The organism is Streptomyces xanthochromogenes, assembly GCF_014650455.1.
Lineage (GTDB): Bacteria > Actinomycetota > Actinomycetes > Streptomycetales > Streptomycetaceae > Streptomyces > Streptomyces xanthochromogenes.
The window spans coordinates 188,349-205,599 of sequence record NZ_BMUZ01000003.1; the positions used below are offsets into that span (position 1 = coordinate 188,349).

General features: G+C 69.8%; 17 protein-coding genes. 9 read left to right on the top strand and 8 right to left on the bottom strand.

Features of this window, described 5'->3' with window-relative positions; translation table 11 throughout:
• Positions 1-173 precede the first annotated feature (173 nt).
• Entirely contained in the window at positions 174-902 is a 729-nt protein-coding gene (locus IE267_RS08140) for an SDR family oxidoreductase (protein ID WP_189762628.1), read from the bottom strand.
• 75 nt (positions 903-977) lie between these two features.
• Between IE267_RS08140 and IE267_RS08145 the strand changes: the two genes are divergently transcribed.
• The 3 genes from IE267_RS08145 (at position 978) to IE267_RS08155 (ending at position 4,036) form a co-directional block, all read left to right on the top strand.
• Complete coding sequence (locus IE267_RS08145) at positions 978-1,355, top strand: MerR family DNA-binding transcriptional regulator (protein ID WP_167161248.1); 378 nt, start codon at positions 978-980, stop codon at positions 1,353-1,355.
• An 855-nt stretch (positions 1,356-2,210) separates the two neighbouring features.
• A complete protein-coding gene (locus tag IE267_RS08150) occupies positions 2,211-2,681 on the top strand; it encodes a hypothetical protein (protein ID WP_189762629.1) in 471 nt (156 codons plus the stop codon).
• A gap of 926 nt (positions 2,682-3,607) precedes the next feature.
• Positions 3,608-4,036, top strand: coding sequence for an actin-binding ADF family protein (locus tag IE267_RS08155; protein WP_189762630.1), 429 nt, complete (start codon positions 3,608-3,610; stop codon positions 4,034-4,036).
• Between the two features lie 682 nt (positions 4,037-4,718).
• On the opposite strand, the gene IE267_RS08160 is transcribed toward IE267_RS08155, so the two are convergent.
• Complete coding sequence (locus IE267_RS08160; protein ID WP_189762631.1) at positions 4,719-5,309, bottom strand: TetR/AcrR family transcriptional regulator; 591 nt, start codon at positions 5,307-5,309, stop codon at positions 4,719-4,721.
• Between the two features lie 143 nt (positions 5,310-5,452).
• Here IE267_RS08160 and IE267_RS08165 point away from each other — a divergent pair, with 143 nt between their 5' ends.
• From IE267_RS08165 to IE267_RS08175, 3 genes are all read left to right on the top strand, one after another.
• On the top strand, positions 5,453-6,187 hold the full coding sequence (locus IE267_RS08165; RefSeq protein WP_189762632.1) for an SDR family NAD(P)-dependent oxidoreductase: 735 nt from the start codon (positions 5,453-5,455) through the stop codon (positions 6,185-6,187).
• A 33-nt stretch (positions 6,188-6,220) separates the two neighbouring features.
• Positions 6,221-6,844, top strand: a complete 624-nt coding sequence (locus tag IE267_RS08170; protein ID WP_189762633.1) for an NADPH-dependent F420 reductase — start codon at positions 6,221-6,223, stop codon at positions 6,842-6,844.
• A 385-nt stretch (positions 6,845-7,229) separates the two neighbouring features.
• Positions 7,230-8,063 carry a M55 family metallopeptidase gene (locus tag IE267_RS08175; protein ID WP_189762634.1) on the top strand — a complete coding sequence of 278 codons (834 nt, stop codon included), beginning with the start codon at positions 7,230-7,232 and terminating at the stop codon, positions 8,061-8,063.
• A gap of 124 nt (positions 8,064-8,187) precedes the next feature.
• Here IE267_RS08175 and IE267_RS08180 read toward each other — a convergent pair whose 3' ends face one another.
• Both IE267_RS08180 and IE267_RS08185 read right to left on the bottom strand, forming a co-directional pair.
• Positions 8,188-8,559 carry a VOC family protein gene (locus IE267_RS08180; RefSeq protein WP_268251531.1) on the bottom strand — a complete coding sequence of 124 codons (372 nt, stop codon included), beginning with the start codon at positions 8,557-8,559 and terminating at the stop codon, positions 8,188-8,190.
• Positions 8,560-8,925: 366 nt separating this feature from the next.
• On the bottom strand, positions 8,926-9,237 hold the full coding sequence (locus tag IE267_RS08185) for a helix-turn-helix domain-containing protein (RefSeq protein ID WP_189762636.1): 312 nt from the start codon (positions 9,235-9,237) through the stop codon (positions 8,926-8,928).
• Positions 9,238-9,302: 65 nt separating this feature from the next.
• On the opposite strand from IE267_RS08185, the gene map reads away from it, so the two are divergent.
• Positions 9,303-10,085 (top strand): type I methionyl aminopeptidase, encoded by a 783-nt coding sequence (gene map, locus IE267_RS08190; RefSeq protein ID WP_189762637.1) that lies wholly within the window; start codon positions 9,303-9,305, stop codon positions 10,083-10,085.
• Between the two features lie 162 nt (positions 10,086-10,247).
• Here map and IE267_RS08195 read toward each other — a convergent pair whose 3' ends face one another.
• Positions 10,248-11,093 (bottom strand): alpha/beta hydrolase, encoded by an 846-nt coding sequence (locus tag IE267_RS08195; protein WP_189762638.1) that lies wholly within the window; start codon positions 11,091-11,093, stop codon positions 10,248-10,250.
• A gap of 91 nt (positions 11,094-11,184) precedes the next feature.
• On the opposite strand from IE267_RS08195, the gene IE267_RS08200 reads away from it, so the two are divergent.
• Complete coding sequence (locus tag IE267_RS08200; RefSeq protein ID WP_189762992.1) at positions 11,185-12,258, top strand: LysR family transcriptional regulator; 1,074 nt, start codon at positions 11,185-11,187, stop codon at positions 12,256-12,258.
• Between the two features lie 146 nt (positions 12,259-12,404).
• On the opposite strand, the gene IE267_RS08205 is transcribed toward IE267_RS08200, so the two are convergent.
• Entirely contained in the window at positions 12,405-13,811 is a 1,407-nt protein-coding gene (locus IE267_RS08205; RefSeq protein ID WP_189762639.1) for a DUF6777 domain-containing protein, read from the bottom strand.
• Positions 13,812-13,970: 159 nt separating this feature from the next.
• Between IE267_RS08205 and IE267_RS08210 the strand changes: the two genes are divergently transcribed.
• Positions 13,971-15,272: a streptophobe family protein gene (locus IE267_RS08210; protein WP_189762640.1), complete on the top strand. Its 1,302-nt coding sequence runs from the start codon at positions 13,971-13,973 to the stop codon at positions 15,270-15,272.
• Between the two features lie 12 nt (positions 15,273-15,284).
• On the opposite strand, the gene IE267_RS08215 is transcribed toward IE267_RS08210, so the two are convergent.
• Positions 15,285-16,298, bottom strand: a complete 1,014-nt coding sequence (locus IE267_RS08215; RefSeq protein ID WP_189762641.1) for a serine/threonine-protein kinase — start codon at positions 16,296-16,298, stop codon at positions 15,285-15,287.
• Complete coding sequence (locus IE267_RS40395) at positions 16,298-17,245, bottom strand: hypothetical protein (RefSeq protein WP_373304494.1); 948 nt, start codon at positions 17,243-17,245, stop codon at positions 16,298-16,300. Before IE267_RS40395 ends, IE267_RS08215 begins: the two co-directional genes overlap by 1 nt.
• Positions 17,246-17,251 lie beyond the last annotated feature (6 nt).

The following is a 17,251-nucleotide window of genomic DNA, read 5'->3' on the forward strand; positions in this document are numbered from 1 at the left end:
TCTGCTGCGGCAGCGTTCCGTTCCTGGGCACTCTCGGCGCCCCGTGCAACATGTTCCCCTCACGGTCGCGGGGGTGTTCCGCCATTCCTGCAGGGACATGACCATGACGGAACGTGGGTCACCCGGCGCGGCAGGAGGAGACGACCGAAGTCCGAGTGACCGACAAGGCACCCTCAGGCCGCCGTCAGCGCCGCCAGGGCGCGGTCCATCGCGGCGTTGAACTCTTCCGGTGTCAGCAGCAGCCGGGACTTGACGTCCCGACTCCACTGGTCGGCGAGGACTTCGGCTGATCCCGCCTCGACGCCGTCGAGCGCCGCGTCGGCCAAGTCCGACGGCGCGAGCTTGTCCACGGGCCAGCCCGCAGCCATGTCGGTGTCGGCCAGGCCGAGGTGCACCGCCGTCACGAGCGTGCCCTGTTCGGCGAGCTCCAGGCGCACGCCGTTGGTCATGGCCCAGGCGGCGGCCTTGGTCAGGTGGTAGGCATTGGCACCCTTGCCCCCGAACCACGACATGGCGGAGAGCACGTTGACGATCGCGCCCCCACCGTTCCCGGCGAGCGCCGGCGCGAACTCCCGGATCATGCCCAGGTGGCCGAACACGTTGGTCTCCAGCTCGTGCCGCACCGCCTCCAGCGAACCGGTCACCAGGTCGGTACCTGTCTGTATCCCCGCGTTGTTGACGAGCAGCGAGACGTCCGGGGCGGCCTCGGCGGCAGCCCTCACGGCCGCGGGATCGGCGATGTCGAGGGGCAGCACCTCGACCCCGGGCAGGTCCACGGTCTCCGGCCGCCGGGCCGTCGCATAGACCTTGCGGGCACCCCGTTCGAGCAAACGCTGGGCGAAGGCGCGGCCCAGGCCGCGGTTGGCTCCGGTGACAAGGGCAACTGAGTTGTTGATGTCCATGCCCCGTACGCTAAAACCTGACGTTGGCGTCAGGGGCAAGCGCTGATCAGCAGGGCCGGGATGAGAGGAATCGCCATGACCGTCACAGAGGCCGCGGCCGAGCGACTGATCCGTATCGGCGAAGTGGCACGGGGTGCTGGCGTCTCGGTACGCGCCGTGCGCTACTACGAGCAGCAGGGACTGCTCGTCGCGGAGCGCAGCCCGTCCGGCCAGCGCCTCTACCGGCCAGACGCCATCCCCCTGGTCCGCTTCTTCCAGCAGATGTTCGCCGCCGGCCTGAACAGCCGAAGGATCACGGAACTCCTTCCGTGCTGGGACTCCGGGCACACCGACGCCGAGCAACGAGCCATGCTGCGCGCCGAACGCGACCGCATCCAGGCCAAGGCCGACGACCTGCAGGCCGCCCTGGACCGCCTCGACGAGCTCATCGCGGTCACCGACACGCACCCGTAGGCGCGGCGGAGCAGACATCGCACCAGCGATCCGCGGTTGGAGTGCCAGGCCCTCTTCAAACGGTTCTTGTTCGGACGGATCTTGCCCAGAGTTTGAGTGACGCGGGACCGACGGCTGCCTCGCAGGAATGGGTGGGGGGTGGCGATGACGCGCCCGGATCGCCTGGAGGGCTGGGGCGAACCCGCCGTCGGCGGGAGCGTCGGCAACATGGGCGACGTCTGGCACCGGGCCGGCACTCACGGACGCCGTGGTTAGCGACGGCCACAGCGGCTGGTGGAAGGTGCTGCCCAGACGCACTGTCAACTTCCGTCTCGCGTGGACGGGTTCCGGTACCCGTACTACTGGGCAACGACGCCGGTAACCTCGACGGCAACGACGAGCTGTCGCTGGGCTACGACCTCTCCGGTGCCAGAACGCGGGCTTCAGGTGTGGAGGTCGAGAGAGTCCCATCCGAACCAGCAGTTCTACGGGACGGACTTCCGCGGGTAGTCCCTGTTTCCACACAGCTCGCGGGGCATGCCGAGCAGACCCGCCCCGCCACCCCGCACACCGCTCGGCCACCCCGAGCACGCCGCGGTGAACACACCGCTCACGCGAGGGAGTTACTCGTCCCTCTCGTCCCTCCAATCCTGCTCGTCCCTCTCGTCCCTCTCGTACGGTAGGTAGTCAGCGACGGGCCTTCCCTGCGTGAAGGCCCAACAGACTGGTAGGGGTTGAACGCAGCGGGTTCGGAGGGTCCCAATGGTGCTCAGGTGAGAACGCGCTGGGGACTGGTGGTGCTGGGGATGGGTCCCGCGCGGGTTCCGCTTCGCAGTGTAGGAAAGGATGGACCTCCGATCTGGAGGGAGCATTGGGATGAGTTACGACCTGAGAGCAGTGATCGCTGAAGGGAAGGCGTTGCGCGACGCGACGCGAGACCTGGCTGCCGCCCGAGTGGCATCGATCGGGCAGGGCCTCGCGCTGATGCCGATGACAGACGCGCTGATCGATTCAGTCGAAGACGGCAGCGGTGCCGGCACGTTGGGGTTCTGGGCGCTGCCAGGAGGATTCGAGAAGACTCTTGCTGCTTGGTCAGCCGGTGGGCCGGTGGCCTACGTGGAGGCGGAGTACTTCGGGGGTGTCGGCGAGCAGCGGGCTGCCGTGTGGAACGGCGGCGACATCGTGCTGGGACCGGTCCACGTGCAGGAGCGGCAGCCCTTCCCGCCTGCCGGCAGTCCGATCTCTCAAGCGCTGCGACGGTTGGGCGTAGTGGCAGGCACCGGCGAGGACGAGTTCTCAGCGGTGGGGTTGGACCAGCATCGACACGGTGAGGCGTGGATTGCCTGACGCGCGACTCTGAAGCCCCGCACTCGCGGGCCGGTTCCCGACTCGGCTTGCGGAATCTGCCCGTGAATGCGAGAACCTCGCACGCTCGCTGATTCCCCCGGTGCAGACTGCTCGCGCGCCTACTTGCGCTGATGTAGCCGCAGTACGTCTCGGGGAACCCGCGTGAACTCCAATTGGTCCATGCGCTCCTAACCGTGGTCCCCCGGTGCGAACTGCCGGGACCCTATAGGCCAGGGACGACGGTCTACATCCGCCTCCGCCGCTACGTACTGGACGCCGGGTTCATCCCAGCCCTGCAGGCGACCCAGTCCGGCCCGACGAGGTCGGGGCATCGACTGGCTCGCTCAGATCGACTCCACCGTGATCCCTGCCCACCAGCACGCCGCCGTCACGGGAGCAAAGAAGGAGGGACACAGGCCCGGACGCACTGGACGATTACGCCGTCGACCGAACCCGAGAAGACCTGACCACCAAGGCCCGCCTGACCTGCGAAAGACGATCAGGCGCGTCCTTCGTTGCACCGACGGCCCTCCGCGCCTTCAAACCCTCCAGGGCAGATGCGACTTGCGCGACTATTCGGTCGGGAAAAGGCACCGAGTTCCGTACGTACTGGCAGGGATCTTCGCCGCCAAAGCAGACGAGTAAGCGGGTTGGCACTGCAGTCTCCTAAACAGGAGGCCCGGCAGATGCCAGCGGACTACCAAGTACCGCGGACCCGGGACCATTTGACAGACCACGCCCGCCGCTCCCTCGCGCATGCCCCTCAAGTCCGCAATGCCCGGCGCCCCCAGCATCGGGAATGAGCACTGGGGTGCGCGTGATCCACGGGCGGAAACCGAGAAGATCCGGCACCTCCCCCGCCGCCTCCGCGACAATCCCAGGGACAGCGAGACAGGCTCGCGGTCGGGATCCCGACAAGGAGCACTATGTCCAGCAGCGCGAGCATTCATGAGGGCGTCCCCGAGGCGGGCCGAGGCATCAAAACAGAGCATGCCTACCGCTTCGTGACTTTCAAGTTCACCGACGACCTAGAGCAGATCGTCGTCGAGGAGAAGGGCGAGAGGGAGGTTACGTACGACGCCTTCGTCGCAGCCCTCCCGCAGGACCAAGTGCGCTTCGCCCTCTACGACTTCGAGACCACCACTGCCGACGACCGCAGCATCGCGAAGATCGTCCTCATCGCCTGGACCCCGGACAGCGCCCCTCTTAAAGAGAAGATGCTCCTCGCCTCCAGCAGGGAAGCTCTCAAAGACGCGTTGGGCATCGCCGGCAGCATTGAGATCCAGGCCACCCACACACACGAAATCGGCCGCAAGGCGATCGAGGACCAGGTGCTCGACTCCAGCCGCGACTGAGAAGCATTGGACAGCGGAGGCCGCCGCGGCGCATCCGGTGCTTGTCCTGGACGCCGCGGCGGTGACGTTCGCGGTGCCCACGCCGTGGGCCTTGGCCGTGAACGCAAGCGGCCCGGGCCGTCCTCGCAGCCCGCCCTCGACTCTCCTCCTATGGCGAGGGCCACCATCCTGAGAAGCTCTTGCCGCGGGCGGTACGGGCAACGCCCCGGAGCGGCTCACCGAGCTTTCCGCCGAACTCGATACACCGGCCACCGACCTTCTCGCCGTCGTAGGTCGGCCGGTGCCGGCGAAGCTCCTTCCCCCGCGGCGCGACGCCGGGGCCATGAGGCAGTTCGCCTACCGCGTCAGTTACTGCGCCACTCACAGTTCGCCGCGCTGGAGGCATTCCTCCGCTCGCTGCCCCGCATCGCTGCTTCAGGACCATTCGTGCAGCCGACGTAGCCGGGACGCCGACCCGCCGAGACCGGGGTCGCCGCCGTGCTCGGCGCGCCGATCCGCAATCGCGGCTTCGGCATCCGTGAACTGCCCTTCAGAGGAACTCCGTCCGATGCTGCACTACCGTCACCGCGGGCGGGTCTGCACATTCCCAGGCCGGGCAACTCAGTTGACCGTACTCCCCATGCCCACGCGCCCAGCCCGAGCGCCGACTAGCGCGTCAGCTCAACATGTCCATCTGCCGCCGTCACCGGTCACCGCCCACTGAGGCGGGAATGGCGTTGTCGATGAGGACGGCGGCGATGGCGGCAGCGGTGGGGAAGGCATCGGCGTCGAGGACCCGGGTGCGGGCCGCAGCGCCGTCGATGAGCAACGCAAGCTGCTCGCCGAGCTGTTCGGGGTCGGCGGCGCCGGCTTCGCGGGCGGTGTCGGCGAGCCGCGCGGCGACCGCCTTCTTGTAGTCGCGTGCGTACTGGGATGCGGGGTGCTGGGGGTCGTGGAGTTCCACAGCGGCGCCGATGTAGGGGCACAGGGGGGTGGTAGGGGGGATGTCGAAAGCGGCGAGAAGCCGCTCGCGGGGTGTGAGGTCGGTACGGTCGAAGACGCCCGACAGGACGGAGGGGTCGAATCCGCGCAGGTACTCGGCGACGAGTTCGTCCTTGCCGCCGAAGTGCTGGTAGGCCGTGCGCTTGGAGACCTCGGCCGCCGCGCAGAGCTCGTTCATGCCGGTGCGGTTGATGCCCTGCTCGCGGAACAACTGCTGGGCCGTGCTGAGGATGCGCTCGCGCGCTCCCCGGCCGCGGCGGCGACCGGTGGGGCCCTTCTCCAACTCCGTCATGACTCCATCCTACCGCAGATGGGTAACGAGCGGTTTACATAGTTGCGCCCGGCGGCCTGCGGCGTACGTTAAGCACACAGGGCGGTATACATAACACCATCGCCCCGGGCACACACGGCACCACCGGCTCAAGGGGAACGACCATGGGAAAGCTGGACGGCAAGGTCGCGGTCATCACCGGCGGCACCACCGGCATGGCGCTGGCAGGCGCGAAGCTGTTCGTCGACGAAGGCGCGCACGTCTTCATCACCGGCCGCCGCCAGGAGGCCCTGGACGAGGCCGTGAAGCAGATCGGCCGCAACGTCACCGGGGTTCAGGGCGACGCCGCCAGCCTGGACGACCTGGACCGCCTGTACGACACCGTCAAGCGGGAGAAGGGCAGCATCGACGTTCTGTGGGCCAGCGCCGGAGGGGGTGAGCCCGCCCCGCTCGGCGAGATCACCGAGGCCCAGTTCGACACCTGGTTCGGGCTCAACGCCCGCGGCACCCTGTTCACCGTCCAGAAGGCACTGCCGCTCTTCAACGACGGCGGCTCCATCCTCATGACCGGCTCCAATGCCTCCCTCGGCGCCTTCCCCGGCTGGAGCGTCTACGCCGGCAGCAAGGCCGTCCAGCAGGCCTGGGCCCGCGTCTGGCTCAACGAGCTCAAGGACCGCCGCATCCGCGTCAACGTCCTGACCCCCGGCCAGGTCGCCACCGCCAAGCAGGCAGAACTCTTCGACGAGGCCACCCAGCGCCAGTTCGAGTCCCTCATCCCTCGCGGCCAGATGGGCCGCCCCGACGAAATCGCCACCGCCGCCCTCTTCCTCGCCTCCGACGACTCCAGCTACGTCAACGGCATGGAACTTGTCGCCGACGGCGGCACCACCGCCATCTGAACCGGACAACACACCACCAGGGCAGGACATCTCATGAGCAGCATCAGCATCATCGGCACCGGCAACATGGCCCGCACCCTCGGCGCGCGGGCGATAGCGGGCGGCAACACCGTCGAGGTCATGGGCCGCGATCATTCCAAGGCCGCTGACCTCGCCAAGACTCTCGGCGGTGGCACCACGACGGGCGAGTGGGGCACTGCCCCGGCCGGGGACATCGTCATCGTGGCCCTGCTGTACGACGGCGTCGTGCCGGTCATCGCCCAGTACGGCGACGCTCTTGCGGGCAAGGTCATCGTCGACATCAGCAACCCCTTCAACTCCACTTTCGACGGGCTGGCCCACACTGAGCAGACCTCGATCGCGCAGGAGGCCGCCAAGGTGGCCCCGGCCGGCTCCAGCGTGGTGAAGGCGTTCAACACCGTCTTCCGACACATCCTGGAGAAGGGCCGGCCCGACGTCTTCATCGCCGGCGACAGTGCGCAGGCCAAGGCAGGTGTGGAAGCCTTCATCACGAGTCTCGGGATGCGCCCGCTGGACGTCGGCGGACTGAAAATGGCGCACTGGCTGGAAGGTGCCGGCGTGGTCACGGTGGGCCTCGCCAACCACGGCGTGGGGAACCTGGACTTCGCCCTCGGCATCACCGGGCTTCCCGCCTGAGGAAGCACTCGAAGACCCGCTCCGGCCGACGACGCGTCCCGTCCCCACGGGTCTCACCTCCGCCCGGGCGGCTCCACCTTACGAGCGTCAACTGCCCATATTCGTGAAGCAATTGGGGCGGAAACTGCTACGGAACCCCCCTGTTCGGCCAGGCTTGCCGGATCCCGCTCATCTCAGGGCGGCGCACATCCCGCTGATGTGCGACGGTGCGCGCACCCGTCCGGTGTGCAGGGTGACCGTGGTCAAGCTGTACGCAGAGACCGACCTGGATGCCGCTTCGGCCGTCGACATGACTCGCGACGCCGCCGCTCTCGCAAGCTGGTGAAGGAACCAGAAGGAGAGCGGCGGACGTCTCCTGAGCGATCAAGCTTGAGGAGACTGGACAGTGCGGATCTACATCAGTGCGGACATGGAAGGCGTCACGGGGCTCGTCGACGCCGAGGATGTCCAGCCCGGTGGCCGGGACTACGAGCGCGGACGGCTGATGATGGCGGAGGACGTCAACGCAGCCGTGCGTGGGGCCATCACGGCCGGCGCCACCGACATCACCGTCAACGATGCACACGGACCGATGCGCAACATTTTGCCGGAGTCCCTGCACCCGGCAGCCCGTCTCATCCGCGGCAAGCCCAAACACATGGGCATGCTCGAAGGCCTCTCCCCCGAACACGACGCCATGATCTGCGTCGGCTACCACTCCCGTGCCGGTGCGCTCGGCGTGCTGAGCCACAGTTTCATGGGCCACGAGATCGAGGACATGTGGCTTGACGGACGGCCCGTCGGTGAGATCGGTCTGGCCCACGCGACAGCGGCCGCCATCGGCGTTGCCTTGACGGTCCTCACCGGTGACGACTGTGCCTGCACGGAGATGGCCGCATGGGACGCCTCGGTGAGGACGGTAGCGGTGAAGTACGCGCGGGACCGGTTCGCAGCTGATCTGCGGCCGGCGGAAGAAGCACGTGCGGCCATCGAGGAGGCGGTCGCGGCCAGTCTCTCCGCGCCACCGAAGGCTTCAGTGGCCGCTGCTGAGGCCCCGTCCACTCTTACGGTCCGCTGGCAGTCCGCTTCAGTTGCCTCAACGCTCCTGGGAATTCCGGGAGTCACCTCGGCAGACACACGAACCGTTCAGGCACAGGGCACTCTGCCCAGCCTCTATCGACTGTTCGGAGTGTGGATGCGGGTGGCAGCGTCACTGACCAACCAACCGCCGTACTGCTGACGATACGGACAACACCCAGGCCGACATCGCGTATCGCCCTCCGGTGGTTGCAAGCGCCGGGACGGCACTTGTCGGGACTCGCTACATGATCGAGCGGCTGTGACAAGCGCCATCGCGACGGCCCTCAGACGACATCGAACTCGTTGCCCTCGGGGTCCTGCATGGCCGCGGCGTAGAGCTCTGCGTTGGGCTCACCCTTGATCTTCAGCACGATGGCGCCGGCCTCCACCAGCCGGTCCACCGCGGCCCTGACCCGCCCTGCGCGGACGTCCAGCGGGACGTCACGGCCGCCATCGACTTCAGGTCGAAGTGCCACCGTTTCTCGGCGGTCTTCGGCTCCGGGACCTGCTGGAACCACACGCGGTCCACGACCCGCCTGATCGACGATCGACTCCGGAATGTCGCCGGCCCCGGTCGGCAGCTCCTCCACGGGCACCCCTGTCGCCTCCCAGTAGGCGCGCCACGTGTCGTGCCCGCCCGGTGCGGGCTCGGGCACGTAGCCCAGAGCCAGGGCTCAGAAAGTCACCATTCTCTACGGGTCGGAGCAGTCGATCGCCAGCTGCATCGTCAGTTCCATGCCCGGAGCCTCCCAGACAGGTATGACAGGCGATCCACTTCCGCAAGGGCCGCATCCCCGTATCCCTCAGTCATGACCGCGGCGACATCGAGTCCGGCGGTGCGGGCGCTGGCGTCGAGAGCCATCACCCACACGAGATCTGTGGTGGGCAGGCCGTTTTGATCTTGCTGGGGCCCACCCGTCGCCGCTCGCCGGCAGCGCCGCACCGGTGATCGCCGCACCCGTCATCCTGGCGAGGCGACGGCCAAGCTCGCCGAGGCACGCGTACTCGACATGGATTGGCCGTTACAACACCAGCGATGGACGCCGTACGACAGGCAGCACCGGCTGCATCTCGACGGTTCGCTCCGCCCGACCGGTCTCGATCTCGGCCCAGATGTCATCGAGAGACAGACCGAGGGTGTCGGCGAGTGCCGCGATGGTCGGGAAGGCAGGGGTGGCCACACGGCCCGATTCGATCTTCCGCAGGGTTTCCGGCGAGATGCGCGCAGCGAGCGCCACGTCCAGCATCGAGCGGCAGCCCCGGGATCGGCGGAGCAGAGCACCGAGGCGCTGTCCTCGTTCGACCTCGGCGGGGGTGAGCGGCAACCTGACCATGACCCCATTCTAATACCGGTATAGTTAGACCGGTATAGTTATTGGACACACATGCGAGGTCTCCCATGATTGAGATCCTGAACTCCGCGCGCCTGGAGCGGGCGAAGGACACCGGCGCCCTGGTCGGAAACATCCTGCACACGCTGAAGCAGCGCACCGCGGTCGGGACGAACCTGCTGGACATCGACCAGTGGGCCAAAGAGATGATCACCGAGGCGGGAGCGCAGTCCTGCTACGTCGACTACGCGCCTTCCTTCGGGCGCGGCCCGTTCGGGCACTACATCTGCACGGCCGTCAACGACGGAGTGCTCCACGGACTGCCTCACAACTACACGCTGGCGGACGGGGATCTGCTGACCCTCGACCTCGCCGTGGCCAAGGGCGGGGTGGCCGCCGACGCCGCGATCAGCTTCCTGGTGGGGAAGGCCAGACCTGCGGCGAGCGTCGCGATGATCGAGGCGACTGAACGGGCACTCGCCGCCGGCATCGCCGCCGCCAAACCCGGGGCGCGCATCGGTGATCTCTCGTACGCCATCGGCACGGTTCTCAGTGAGGCGGGCTACCGGATCAACACCGAGTTCGGAGGCCACGGCATCGGCTCGACCATGCACCAGGACCCTCACGTCGCGAACACCGGACGGCCCGGCCGCGGATACAAGCTCCGCCCCGGACTGCTGCTCGCCCTGGAGCCCTGGATCATGGAAGACACTGCCACGCTCGTCACCGACGCCGACGGTTGGACGCTGCGCAGCGCGACAGGGTGCCGGACCGCGCACACCGAGCACACCATCGCCATCACCGACGACGGAGCTGAGATTCTCACCCTGCCCACGCAGGTACAGCCATAAGAGGTCGCTGTACGAGGTCGCTGTATGAGGTCGACTTGCACGGTGCTCGGACCGGCGCTCAGGCCGGTCCGGCTCGTCGGCGCAGCCACTTGGGCGACGGTGACGGTGCCGGCCGCCCGATGGGGGCGCTGAGCACCACCGTCGGCACGATGCGTCCGCCGCTCACGGCAGCAGAGCCGCGGCGAGCTCACGGGGCCGGGCCGCGAACGGGCTGTGGCTGCCCGGGAGGGTGCGTACGGTGAACGGGTTGAAGGGCATGGCCTGGTCAGCCTCCGCGATCATGAGATCTTGCACGGCCGCCGGCAGCGCCCGATCGTCGGCGCAGCGCAGGAAGGTCCGTGGGACGCGGCCCCAGCGTTGCGGGGTCACGTTGACCGGGGTGGCGGGGATCGCCAGCGGCAGATCGGGGCTCAGGGCCGAGCGCCAGCGGTCGAAGCGGTCCAGCGGGATGTCGTGGTAGTGGGTCTGTCGCAGTTCCTCGACGTAGGCGGGGTCCTGTGACAGCGGGTTGATCCGCACGGCGCCCAGTTCCCCGGGGTCGCCGAGGTTGAGGCTCTGGCCCCGTGCCGCGGCGTTCTCGGGCGAACCGAGAAAGTCGAAGAACCGGGGCCGTCCGGCGGGCACGAAGGCCGAGAGGTAGACGATCTCGTCGACGAGTTCGGGGGCGCGCTCGGCAGCCAGTGACGCGGGCCCGCCGCCCGCGCTGTGAGCGACGAGCACGACACGAGGGTGGCGGCAGGCCTGGCGCAGCGTGTCCAGGACGGCCTCGGCACAGTCGTCCATCGTCACGGTGGCGAGCGCGGACTTCTCCGTCAGCAGGCCCGGCTGGCCCGGCTGGAGGTATCCGCTGGGCAATGGCGCGTCGAAGCCGTGTCCCGGGAGGTCGACGGCCATGCTCGCGGCACCGAGTCCGGCGAGTGCGCGCTGCGTCGCCGCCCACTGCCCGGAGCCGTGCCAGGCGCCGTGCACGAAGACGAAGACGGTGCCTGGGGAAGATGAGTCAGTCATGACCGCATTCCACGTGCCCCGGCCACGATCATCCAGTGAAAGATCTGACAAGCTGGCCGACGATATATGTGGGATATGGCGGGAGGCTGGCATGGAGGCGCGGCACCTGAGGTATGCACTTGCCCTCGCCGAGCACGCACACTTCGGCCGGGCGGCCCGTGCGCTGGGCATCGCACAGCCTCCGCTGTCCAAGCAGATCGCCGACCTCGAACGGGAGGTGGGCACCCGCCTGTTCGATCGCACTCGCCAAGGGGTGTTTCCGACGGCTGCGGGCGCGGCCTTCCTCGCCCGGGCGCGCAGGGCGCTCGACGAGATCGCGGGTGCCTCGGTCGACGCGGCCAGGGCAGCGCGCGGCGAGACGGGTCGGCTGCGCCTGGGTTTCATCGCTTCGGCACTGCTCGACCCCTTGCCGGACGTCCTTGGCCGGTTCGGCCGTGAACGGCCCGATGTGCGGCTAGAACTGCACGAGATGGCGACCACCCGCAGCACGGCCGCGCTCATCGCCGGCGAACTGGACGTCACGATCGGCCTCGGCCGGCCACAGGGTGTCGGGGCCGAGACGCTCGTATCGGTGCCGATCGGGCACGACTACCTCGTCGCGGTCGTGAGCAACACGCACCCATACGCGGGTCAGTCTTCGGTGGACGTGGGCCAGTTGCAGCGACAGCCATTGATCTTGGCGCCGGGCGAGGACGAGCCCGCCGTCGCCACTGGGCTGCGGAACCTGCTGGGCAAGGACTCCCCGGCGCTCTCCGGCGCGACCGTCGCCAGGGATATCCACACCATCATCGGACTCGCAGCGTGCGGCGTGGGCGTCGGCCTGGGCCCCTCCCGCATGCTGGCGGCTCCACGACGGGGCACTTGGTTCTGCGAGGTCACTCCGCGCATGTCTCTGCCCGATCTGGTCCTGTCCTTCGGCTCCCGGGACCGTTCCCCGGCACTGAACGCCTTCCTCGACGTCATCCGCACGAACTGTTCCGATGTCGGTGCCGCGCTCGACCACCGGCTCGGACCGCGCGGACCACAGGAGGACGCGGGTGACGTGGCTTTCCAGGACGTCCGAGCTCAAGGTCAGGGTCAGGGTCAGGGTCAGGGTCAGGGTCAGGGTCAGGGTCAGGGTCAGGCCCGCGGGAGCGTTGCGTCGGCCGGGTCTTCAGCGCCATGACCTGCGCGCACGGACCGGACGCCATGGGTGGTTGGGTCGAGGCACCCCGACTGCGCGAGGTCTTCAACTGTCCTGGGTGATCGGTCCCCGTCCGACGCCGAAGGGCACCGCGTGATTACGACGGCGCCTGTCGGCACCTTCCCGGGTCACGAGGCTCCCCCCGGCCCGGGGGACGAGGGCGGTTGTGCGGGCTCGGACGACGCGGGCGACTCCTCCGAGGCCGAGGCGGGGGGCCGCGTGGCGGACGAAGAGGAGGACCTTGTCGCGGACGAAGAGGACGACCGTGTGGCGGTCGAAGAAGGAGTCCGCGTGGCATCCGAGGAAGGGGGCGGGGTCTGCGTGGCGGTCGAGGCGGGGGGCTGCGTGACGGTCGAGGAGGAAGGGGCGGACGGCGGGACCGACTCGGGCGGGCAAGAACTCACCGAGGACGTGTCGGCGGAGCGCGAATCGCAGGGCGGCTGACTACCCGTCGAGGACGACTCATTGGCGGACGGCGAGTCGGACGGGTGCAAGGAGGGGGCGATCACCGGCGGCGGGTTCGTCTTCGTGTCCCCTGTGCCCGTGTCGCCCTTGCGCCGTTCGAACCAGGCACCGCTGTCCGGGTCGTAGACGACGAACTTCTTCACCGTCTGCGTGGCGGGGGCCACCACCACGACGTTCGACGGCCGGTAGCCGGGCCACGCCTCCCCCGTCCGCTTGGGTGTGCTCTTCTGCGCGACGGGCGGCAGCAGCGGGTTGCCGCACGCGCAGCGCACCCGCGGCACACCGCGGTCATCGACGAGTACCGCGGTGCCGGCCTGCAACACGGCCTGGTAGCTGGTGGGGGCGCCGTCGCGGTAGCCGTGGTTGGTCACCCGAGTGTCAAACCGCAGCTGCACGGGCGTCAGCGCGCGCAGATAGGCGGGGACGCCGGACGGTTCGATGCCGAGGACGGAGGCGAACGCCTTGTTCTTGGCCGGGTCCTTCAGGAGCGCGCCGGCCTGTTTCTCCACGTCGCAGCTCCCGACCTTCCGCGTTCCGCCATAGAGGCCGGGCGCGGCGCCGTTGACACCGCGCGTCACATTGGCCGAGGCCGACGAGCTCGGCAGCGCGCTCGGGGAAGGCGGCGAGGAGGCGACGCGGGCCGTCGACGCGGTGAAGGGGTCGGGCCCCGACTTTCCCGCCGGCTGAAGGAAGACCTCGCCACCGGCCTGCGACGAGCCGCCGGGGCGAGTGAGGACGACGGCCAGCACCACCGCCGCCACCACGACAGCGGAGATCGCCGCGACGCGGGGTGCCGACTTCCACCACGGACGGCCCGGCCCGGGGCTCGCACCGGAGCCCGGGCCCGGCTCACCGGGCCCGTCGCCGTGCCCACCACCGCCCACCGGACCACTCGGCGGGCCGCTGCTCGGCGGCCCCGACGGCCGCTCCGCCTCCGGAGGCGGCGTGCCGGCACGGGTCGCACCCGCCTCGGTGTCGCCCGGCCCGGAGGGGCTCGGCTGCGAGGGACCCGAGAGCGGGCCCGAAGGCGGTCCTGTGGGGCGTCCTGACGACGGCGGCTCGACGCTCACGAACACTTCTTCCCTGCGTAGGGGGATCTGGCGTAGGTCTGCGGCGTACGTTTTTTGCTTTACGCACCTATTGTGCGCATCGGCTCCCGGGGGCCTGCAAGCTGACGCCGTCGGCCCTCCTGACGGGCGAGCCGGTCCGACGCTGCTTAGCGTGACAACGTGAGCGAGCAGACACCGCCTCGGCGGACAGCGGCGCAACGCGCGGAGCAGGGCCGACGGGCACCACACGGCTGGACCCACGCCCTGGTGGCCGTGCTCGCCTCCTTGGCGGCCATGGCCGTCGTCGCCGGGCTCGGCCTGTGGGCCGCAGGCGCCGCCGATCTGCCCGGCGGGGCGTTCCCGAGTGTCGTGGCGGCCGTCGTCGTGATGGCGGTCGGCGGTTCCGTGGGGCTCACCGGTGATGCCGGAATGATCGCCGAGACGAATGCCGGGCTCTCCGTGCTGCCGCTTTCCGTCAGCCTCGCGGGGGCCCTGGCGATCGCCGCCGGATTCCTCCGGCCGCTGCGGCACCGGGCCGTCGCCGATACGAAGGAACTCGCCGGATGGTCCGCCCGGATCGCGGCGTTCTGGCTCCTGCTCCTCGTCGGCCTCGGCCTGCTGGCCCGGCACCGCTTCACGATCGCGGTCGGGGACGGCCCCGTCGGCGACATCACGAATTCCCTGGACTCCTCACCCAAGGTCGGGTTCGAAACCGATGTGCCGCTGACCCTGGTCTTCGGGCTGCTGTGGCTCGCGGGCGTCCTCGTCCTGGCCGTCCTCGCCTCGCGCCGGGCTCCGCTCCCCCCGCGACTGCTGCGCTTCCAGGAGTCCGTACGCCCGGCGGCCTTCGCCATGCTGGTCCTGCTGCTGTCGTACGTCGCCCTGGGGTTCGTCATCGGCCTCGTCGTGGCGGTGACGCGGGGACATGCCGCCGAGACGCTTGCCGTACTACTGCTCGGGCTCCCCAACCTCGTCTGGCTCGCCTTCACCCTCGGCCTCGGCGCGTCCTGGGAGGGCCGGGTGGACGGTCCGTTCGGGCTGCCCATGCCGCAGGTCCTCGACGCCGTGCTGCGCACTCCGCACAACACCACCCTCAGCCTGAACACGCTCGCCGCCCACGATGGCCGGGTGTGGTGGCTCCTTGTCATCACGGCGGCCCTGGTGCTGGGCGCCGCGTTCCTGATGGCGGCCCGGTCCCCGGTGCGGATGCGGGCCTGGCAGCACGCCGTGCACATGGCGGTGGCGCTGACCCTCACGGTTCTCGCCGTCTGCCTCATCGCCGGTGTCTCCGCCCACTACGGCCTCTCGCTCCTCGGCATCGGGGATCTCGGCGGCGGCCTGTCCGGCCTCGTCGAGCTGCGGCCCCAGCTGTGGCGGGCTCTGGTCCTGGCCGTGACCTGGGGCCTGGTCTCGGGGTTCCTCGGCGGCCTGTTCGCACGGCGGGTGCACCGGCGGGGCGAGGTGGAGGCAAGCTCCGCCTGAGCCGAACGCGGGTCAGCCGGCCAGGCCCCGGAACACCGGCCGGGCCCAGCGGGGCGGCCCGGGAGGCGCGCCGGGAGCAACCGGCGCTCCCACGACATGGCGGTCCACCCGCGTCGGAGCGTGGCCCGGCGCGGCGCTCCCCGTGGCCGCGGCCCGCAGCGCGGCGGTGAATTGGAGGCAGGAGCCGTACCGGTCGTCGGGGCTCTTGGCCAGCGCCTGCGCGAGAACCCCGTCGAGTGCGGCGACACCGGGCCGCTTCTCCGTCAGGCGGGGCGGCTCGTCGTACTGATGGGCCCAGAGGAGGGCGATGTCGTCGTCGCGCTGGAACGGCGGGCCGCCCGCCAGGGTCTCGTACACGACACAGGCGAGGCTGTACACATCGCATCGGCCGTCCACCGGGCGGCCCGATATCTGCTCCGGGGCCACGTAGTCGAGGGTCCCGACGAACTGGCCCACGGTCGTGAATCCGGTCAGCGAGAGCGACTTCTTCGTGAGGCCGAAGTCCGTGAGGTAGGCGTGCTCCGGGTGGTCGCTGTCCGTACCCTTGGCCACGAGGATGTTGCCGGGCTTGACGTCGCGATGGACGAGACCATGGTCGTGTGCCGCGTCGAGCGCGGACGCGACCTGCGTGGCGATGCGGAGGGCGGCTCCGACGGAGAGCGGGCCCGCGTGGTCGAGCAGGTGGCGCAGATCGCGCCCGGGGACGTACCGCATGGCGATGTAGAGCACCCCGTCCGTCTCCCCCGCCTCGAAGACCGGCACGATGTGCGGGTGCTCGATCGCTGCGGCCACGCGTGACTCGTGCGTGAAGCGCTGCCGGAAGGTGTCGTTGCGTGCCAGCTCGGGGGCGAGCAGCTTGAGGGCGACAGTCCGGTCGAGGCGCAGATCCTTGGCGCGGTAGACGACGGCCATGCCTCCCCTGCCGATCTCGTCCTCGATCCGGTATCCCGCGATCTGCTGCCCGATCAGCTCGGAGGGCCGCCCGGAGTGCGGGCTCGGGCCCGGCTCCCCCGGTGCGGGTGCCATCAGTCCTCACCGGGCCCGCGAGGTGGATCGGGGTCGGCCGCCTCGGGTGGGAGGAGCGTGGTGGGCCGTCGTCCGTGGGGGGCGGGAGCCACCCCCCGGTCGGCCACGGCCGCGACCACCTGCGTCGGCTCGGGCTCCGGCGCCGTACCGGCACCGGGCACATGCCGATCCGGTGCATCCCCGACCGGAGGACGCCCCGTCCCCGACCCGGCCGCCTCCACCACTCGCGTCTCCCCCGGCCCCGTCCCACCCTCGGCACCGTCGGGACCGCTCGGCACGGCCGGGACAACCGCGGTGGGTTCGTCGTCGGGCGAGGGCGCGCCCGACTGGACCGCCTGCGTCGCTTGCGGCTCTGCCCCACCACCTACGCCCTCGCCTGCCCCTGGCCGAGCCCCGGCCCCAGCGACAGCGCCATCCGCCACAACCGGCGCCGTCCCGTTCCCGCCACCATGCCCGTCGACGCTCGGCCTCTCCCCTGCCGCATAGGTACTGAGCCGCGTCCCGTCGCAGTACACCCACCGCTCGTGTTCGGCGTCGTACAGCCACACCGATTCGCCGTCCACGACCACCCCCACCCGCAGTCCGCGCGTCCGGCGCCGGAAGGACTCCCCGTCGGCGCCACCGCCCGCCAGCTCCTCCGCCGCGCGCCGGTAGCCGGCGAGCGCCTCCTCGGTCCTGGCCAGGAGAGGGCGCGGGTCGGCCGTCCGGGTCAGCGGGCCGCTCGCGCCCGGCGGATCCTGCGGCACCGCGACCAGGAGCCGTCCGTCGACCCACGCCGACCAGCCGTTGGCGCAGACGATCCGGCCCCAGTCGCCGAGCCGGTCGACCAGTTGCACGGGCAGCAGCGCGTCCAGCGGCGTCGTCGGACGGTTCACGTCCGGTGCCTCCCAGGCGGGCAGTCCGTCCTGGGGGACGACATGTGTGGGGCGGAAGTCCGCAGTGGTCATCGCCGG

Excerpts from the sequence above, each read along its gene's own strand:
- IE267_RS08160 (WP_189762631.1), bottom strand. The coding sequence starts at position 5,309 with ATGACGGAGTTGGAGAAGGGCCCCACCGGTCGCCGCCGCGGCCGGGGA.
- IE267_RS08140 (WP_189762628.1), bottom strand. The coding sequence starts at position 902 with ATGGACATCAACAACTCAGTTGCCCTTGTCACCGGAGCCAACCGCGGC.
- IE267_RS08155 (WP_189762630.1), top strand. The coding sequence starts at position 3,608 with ATGTCCAGCAGCGCGAGCATTCATGAGGGCGTCCCCGAGGCGGGCCGA.
- IE267_RS08165 (WP_189762632.1), top strand. The coding sequence starts at position 5,453 with ATGGGAAAGCTGGACGGCAAGGTCGCGGTCATCACCGGCGGCACCACC.
- IE267_RS08150 (WP_189762629.1), top strand. The coding sequence starts at position 2,211 with ATGAGTTACGACCTGAGAGCAGTGATCGCTGAAGGGAAGGCGTTGCGC.
- IE267_RS08195 (WP_189762638.1), bottom strand. The coding sequence starts at position 11,093 with ATGACTGACTCATCTTCCCCAGGCACCGTCTTCGTCTTCGTGCACGGC.
- IE267_RS08200 (WP_189762992.1), top strand. The coding sequence starts at position 11,185 with ATGGAGGCGCGGCACCTGAGGTATGCACTTGCCCTCGCCGAGCACGCA.
- IE267_RS08215 (WP_189762641.1), bottom strand. The coding sequence starts at position 16,298 with ATGGCACCCGCACCGGGGGAGCCGGGCCCGAGCCCGCACTCCGGGCGG.
- map (WP_189762637.1), top strand. The coding sequence starts at position 9,303 with ATGATTGAGATCCTGAACTCCGCGCGCCTGGAGCGGGCGAAGGACACC.
- IE267_RS08145 (WP_167161248.1), top strand. The coding sequence starts at position 978 with ATGACCGTCACAGAGGCCGCGGCCGAGCGACTGATCCGTATCGGCGAA.
- IE267_RS40395 (WP_373304494.1), bottom strand. The coding sequence starts at position 17,245 with ATGACCACTGCGGACTTCCGCCCCACACATGTCGTCCCCCAGGACGGA.
- IE267_RS08170 (WP_189762633.1), top strand. The coding sequence starts at position 6,221 with ATGAGCAGCATCAGCATCATCGGCACCGGCAACATGGCCCGCACCCTC.
- IE267_RS08185 (WP_189762636.1), bottom strand. The coding sequence starts at position 9,237 with ATGGTCAGGTTGCCGCTCACCCCCGCCGAGGTCGAACGAGGACAGCGC.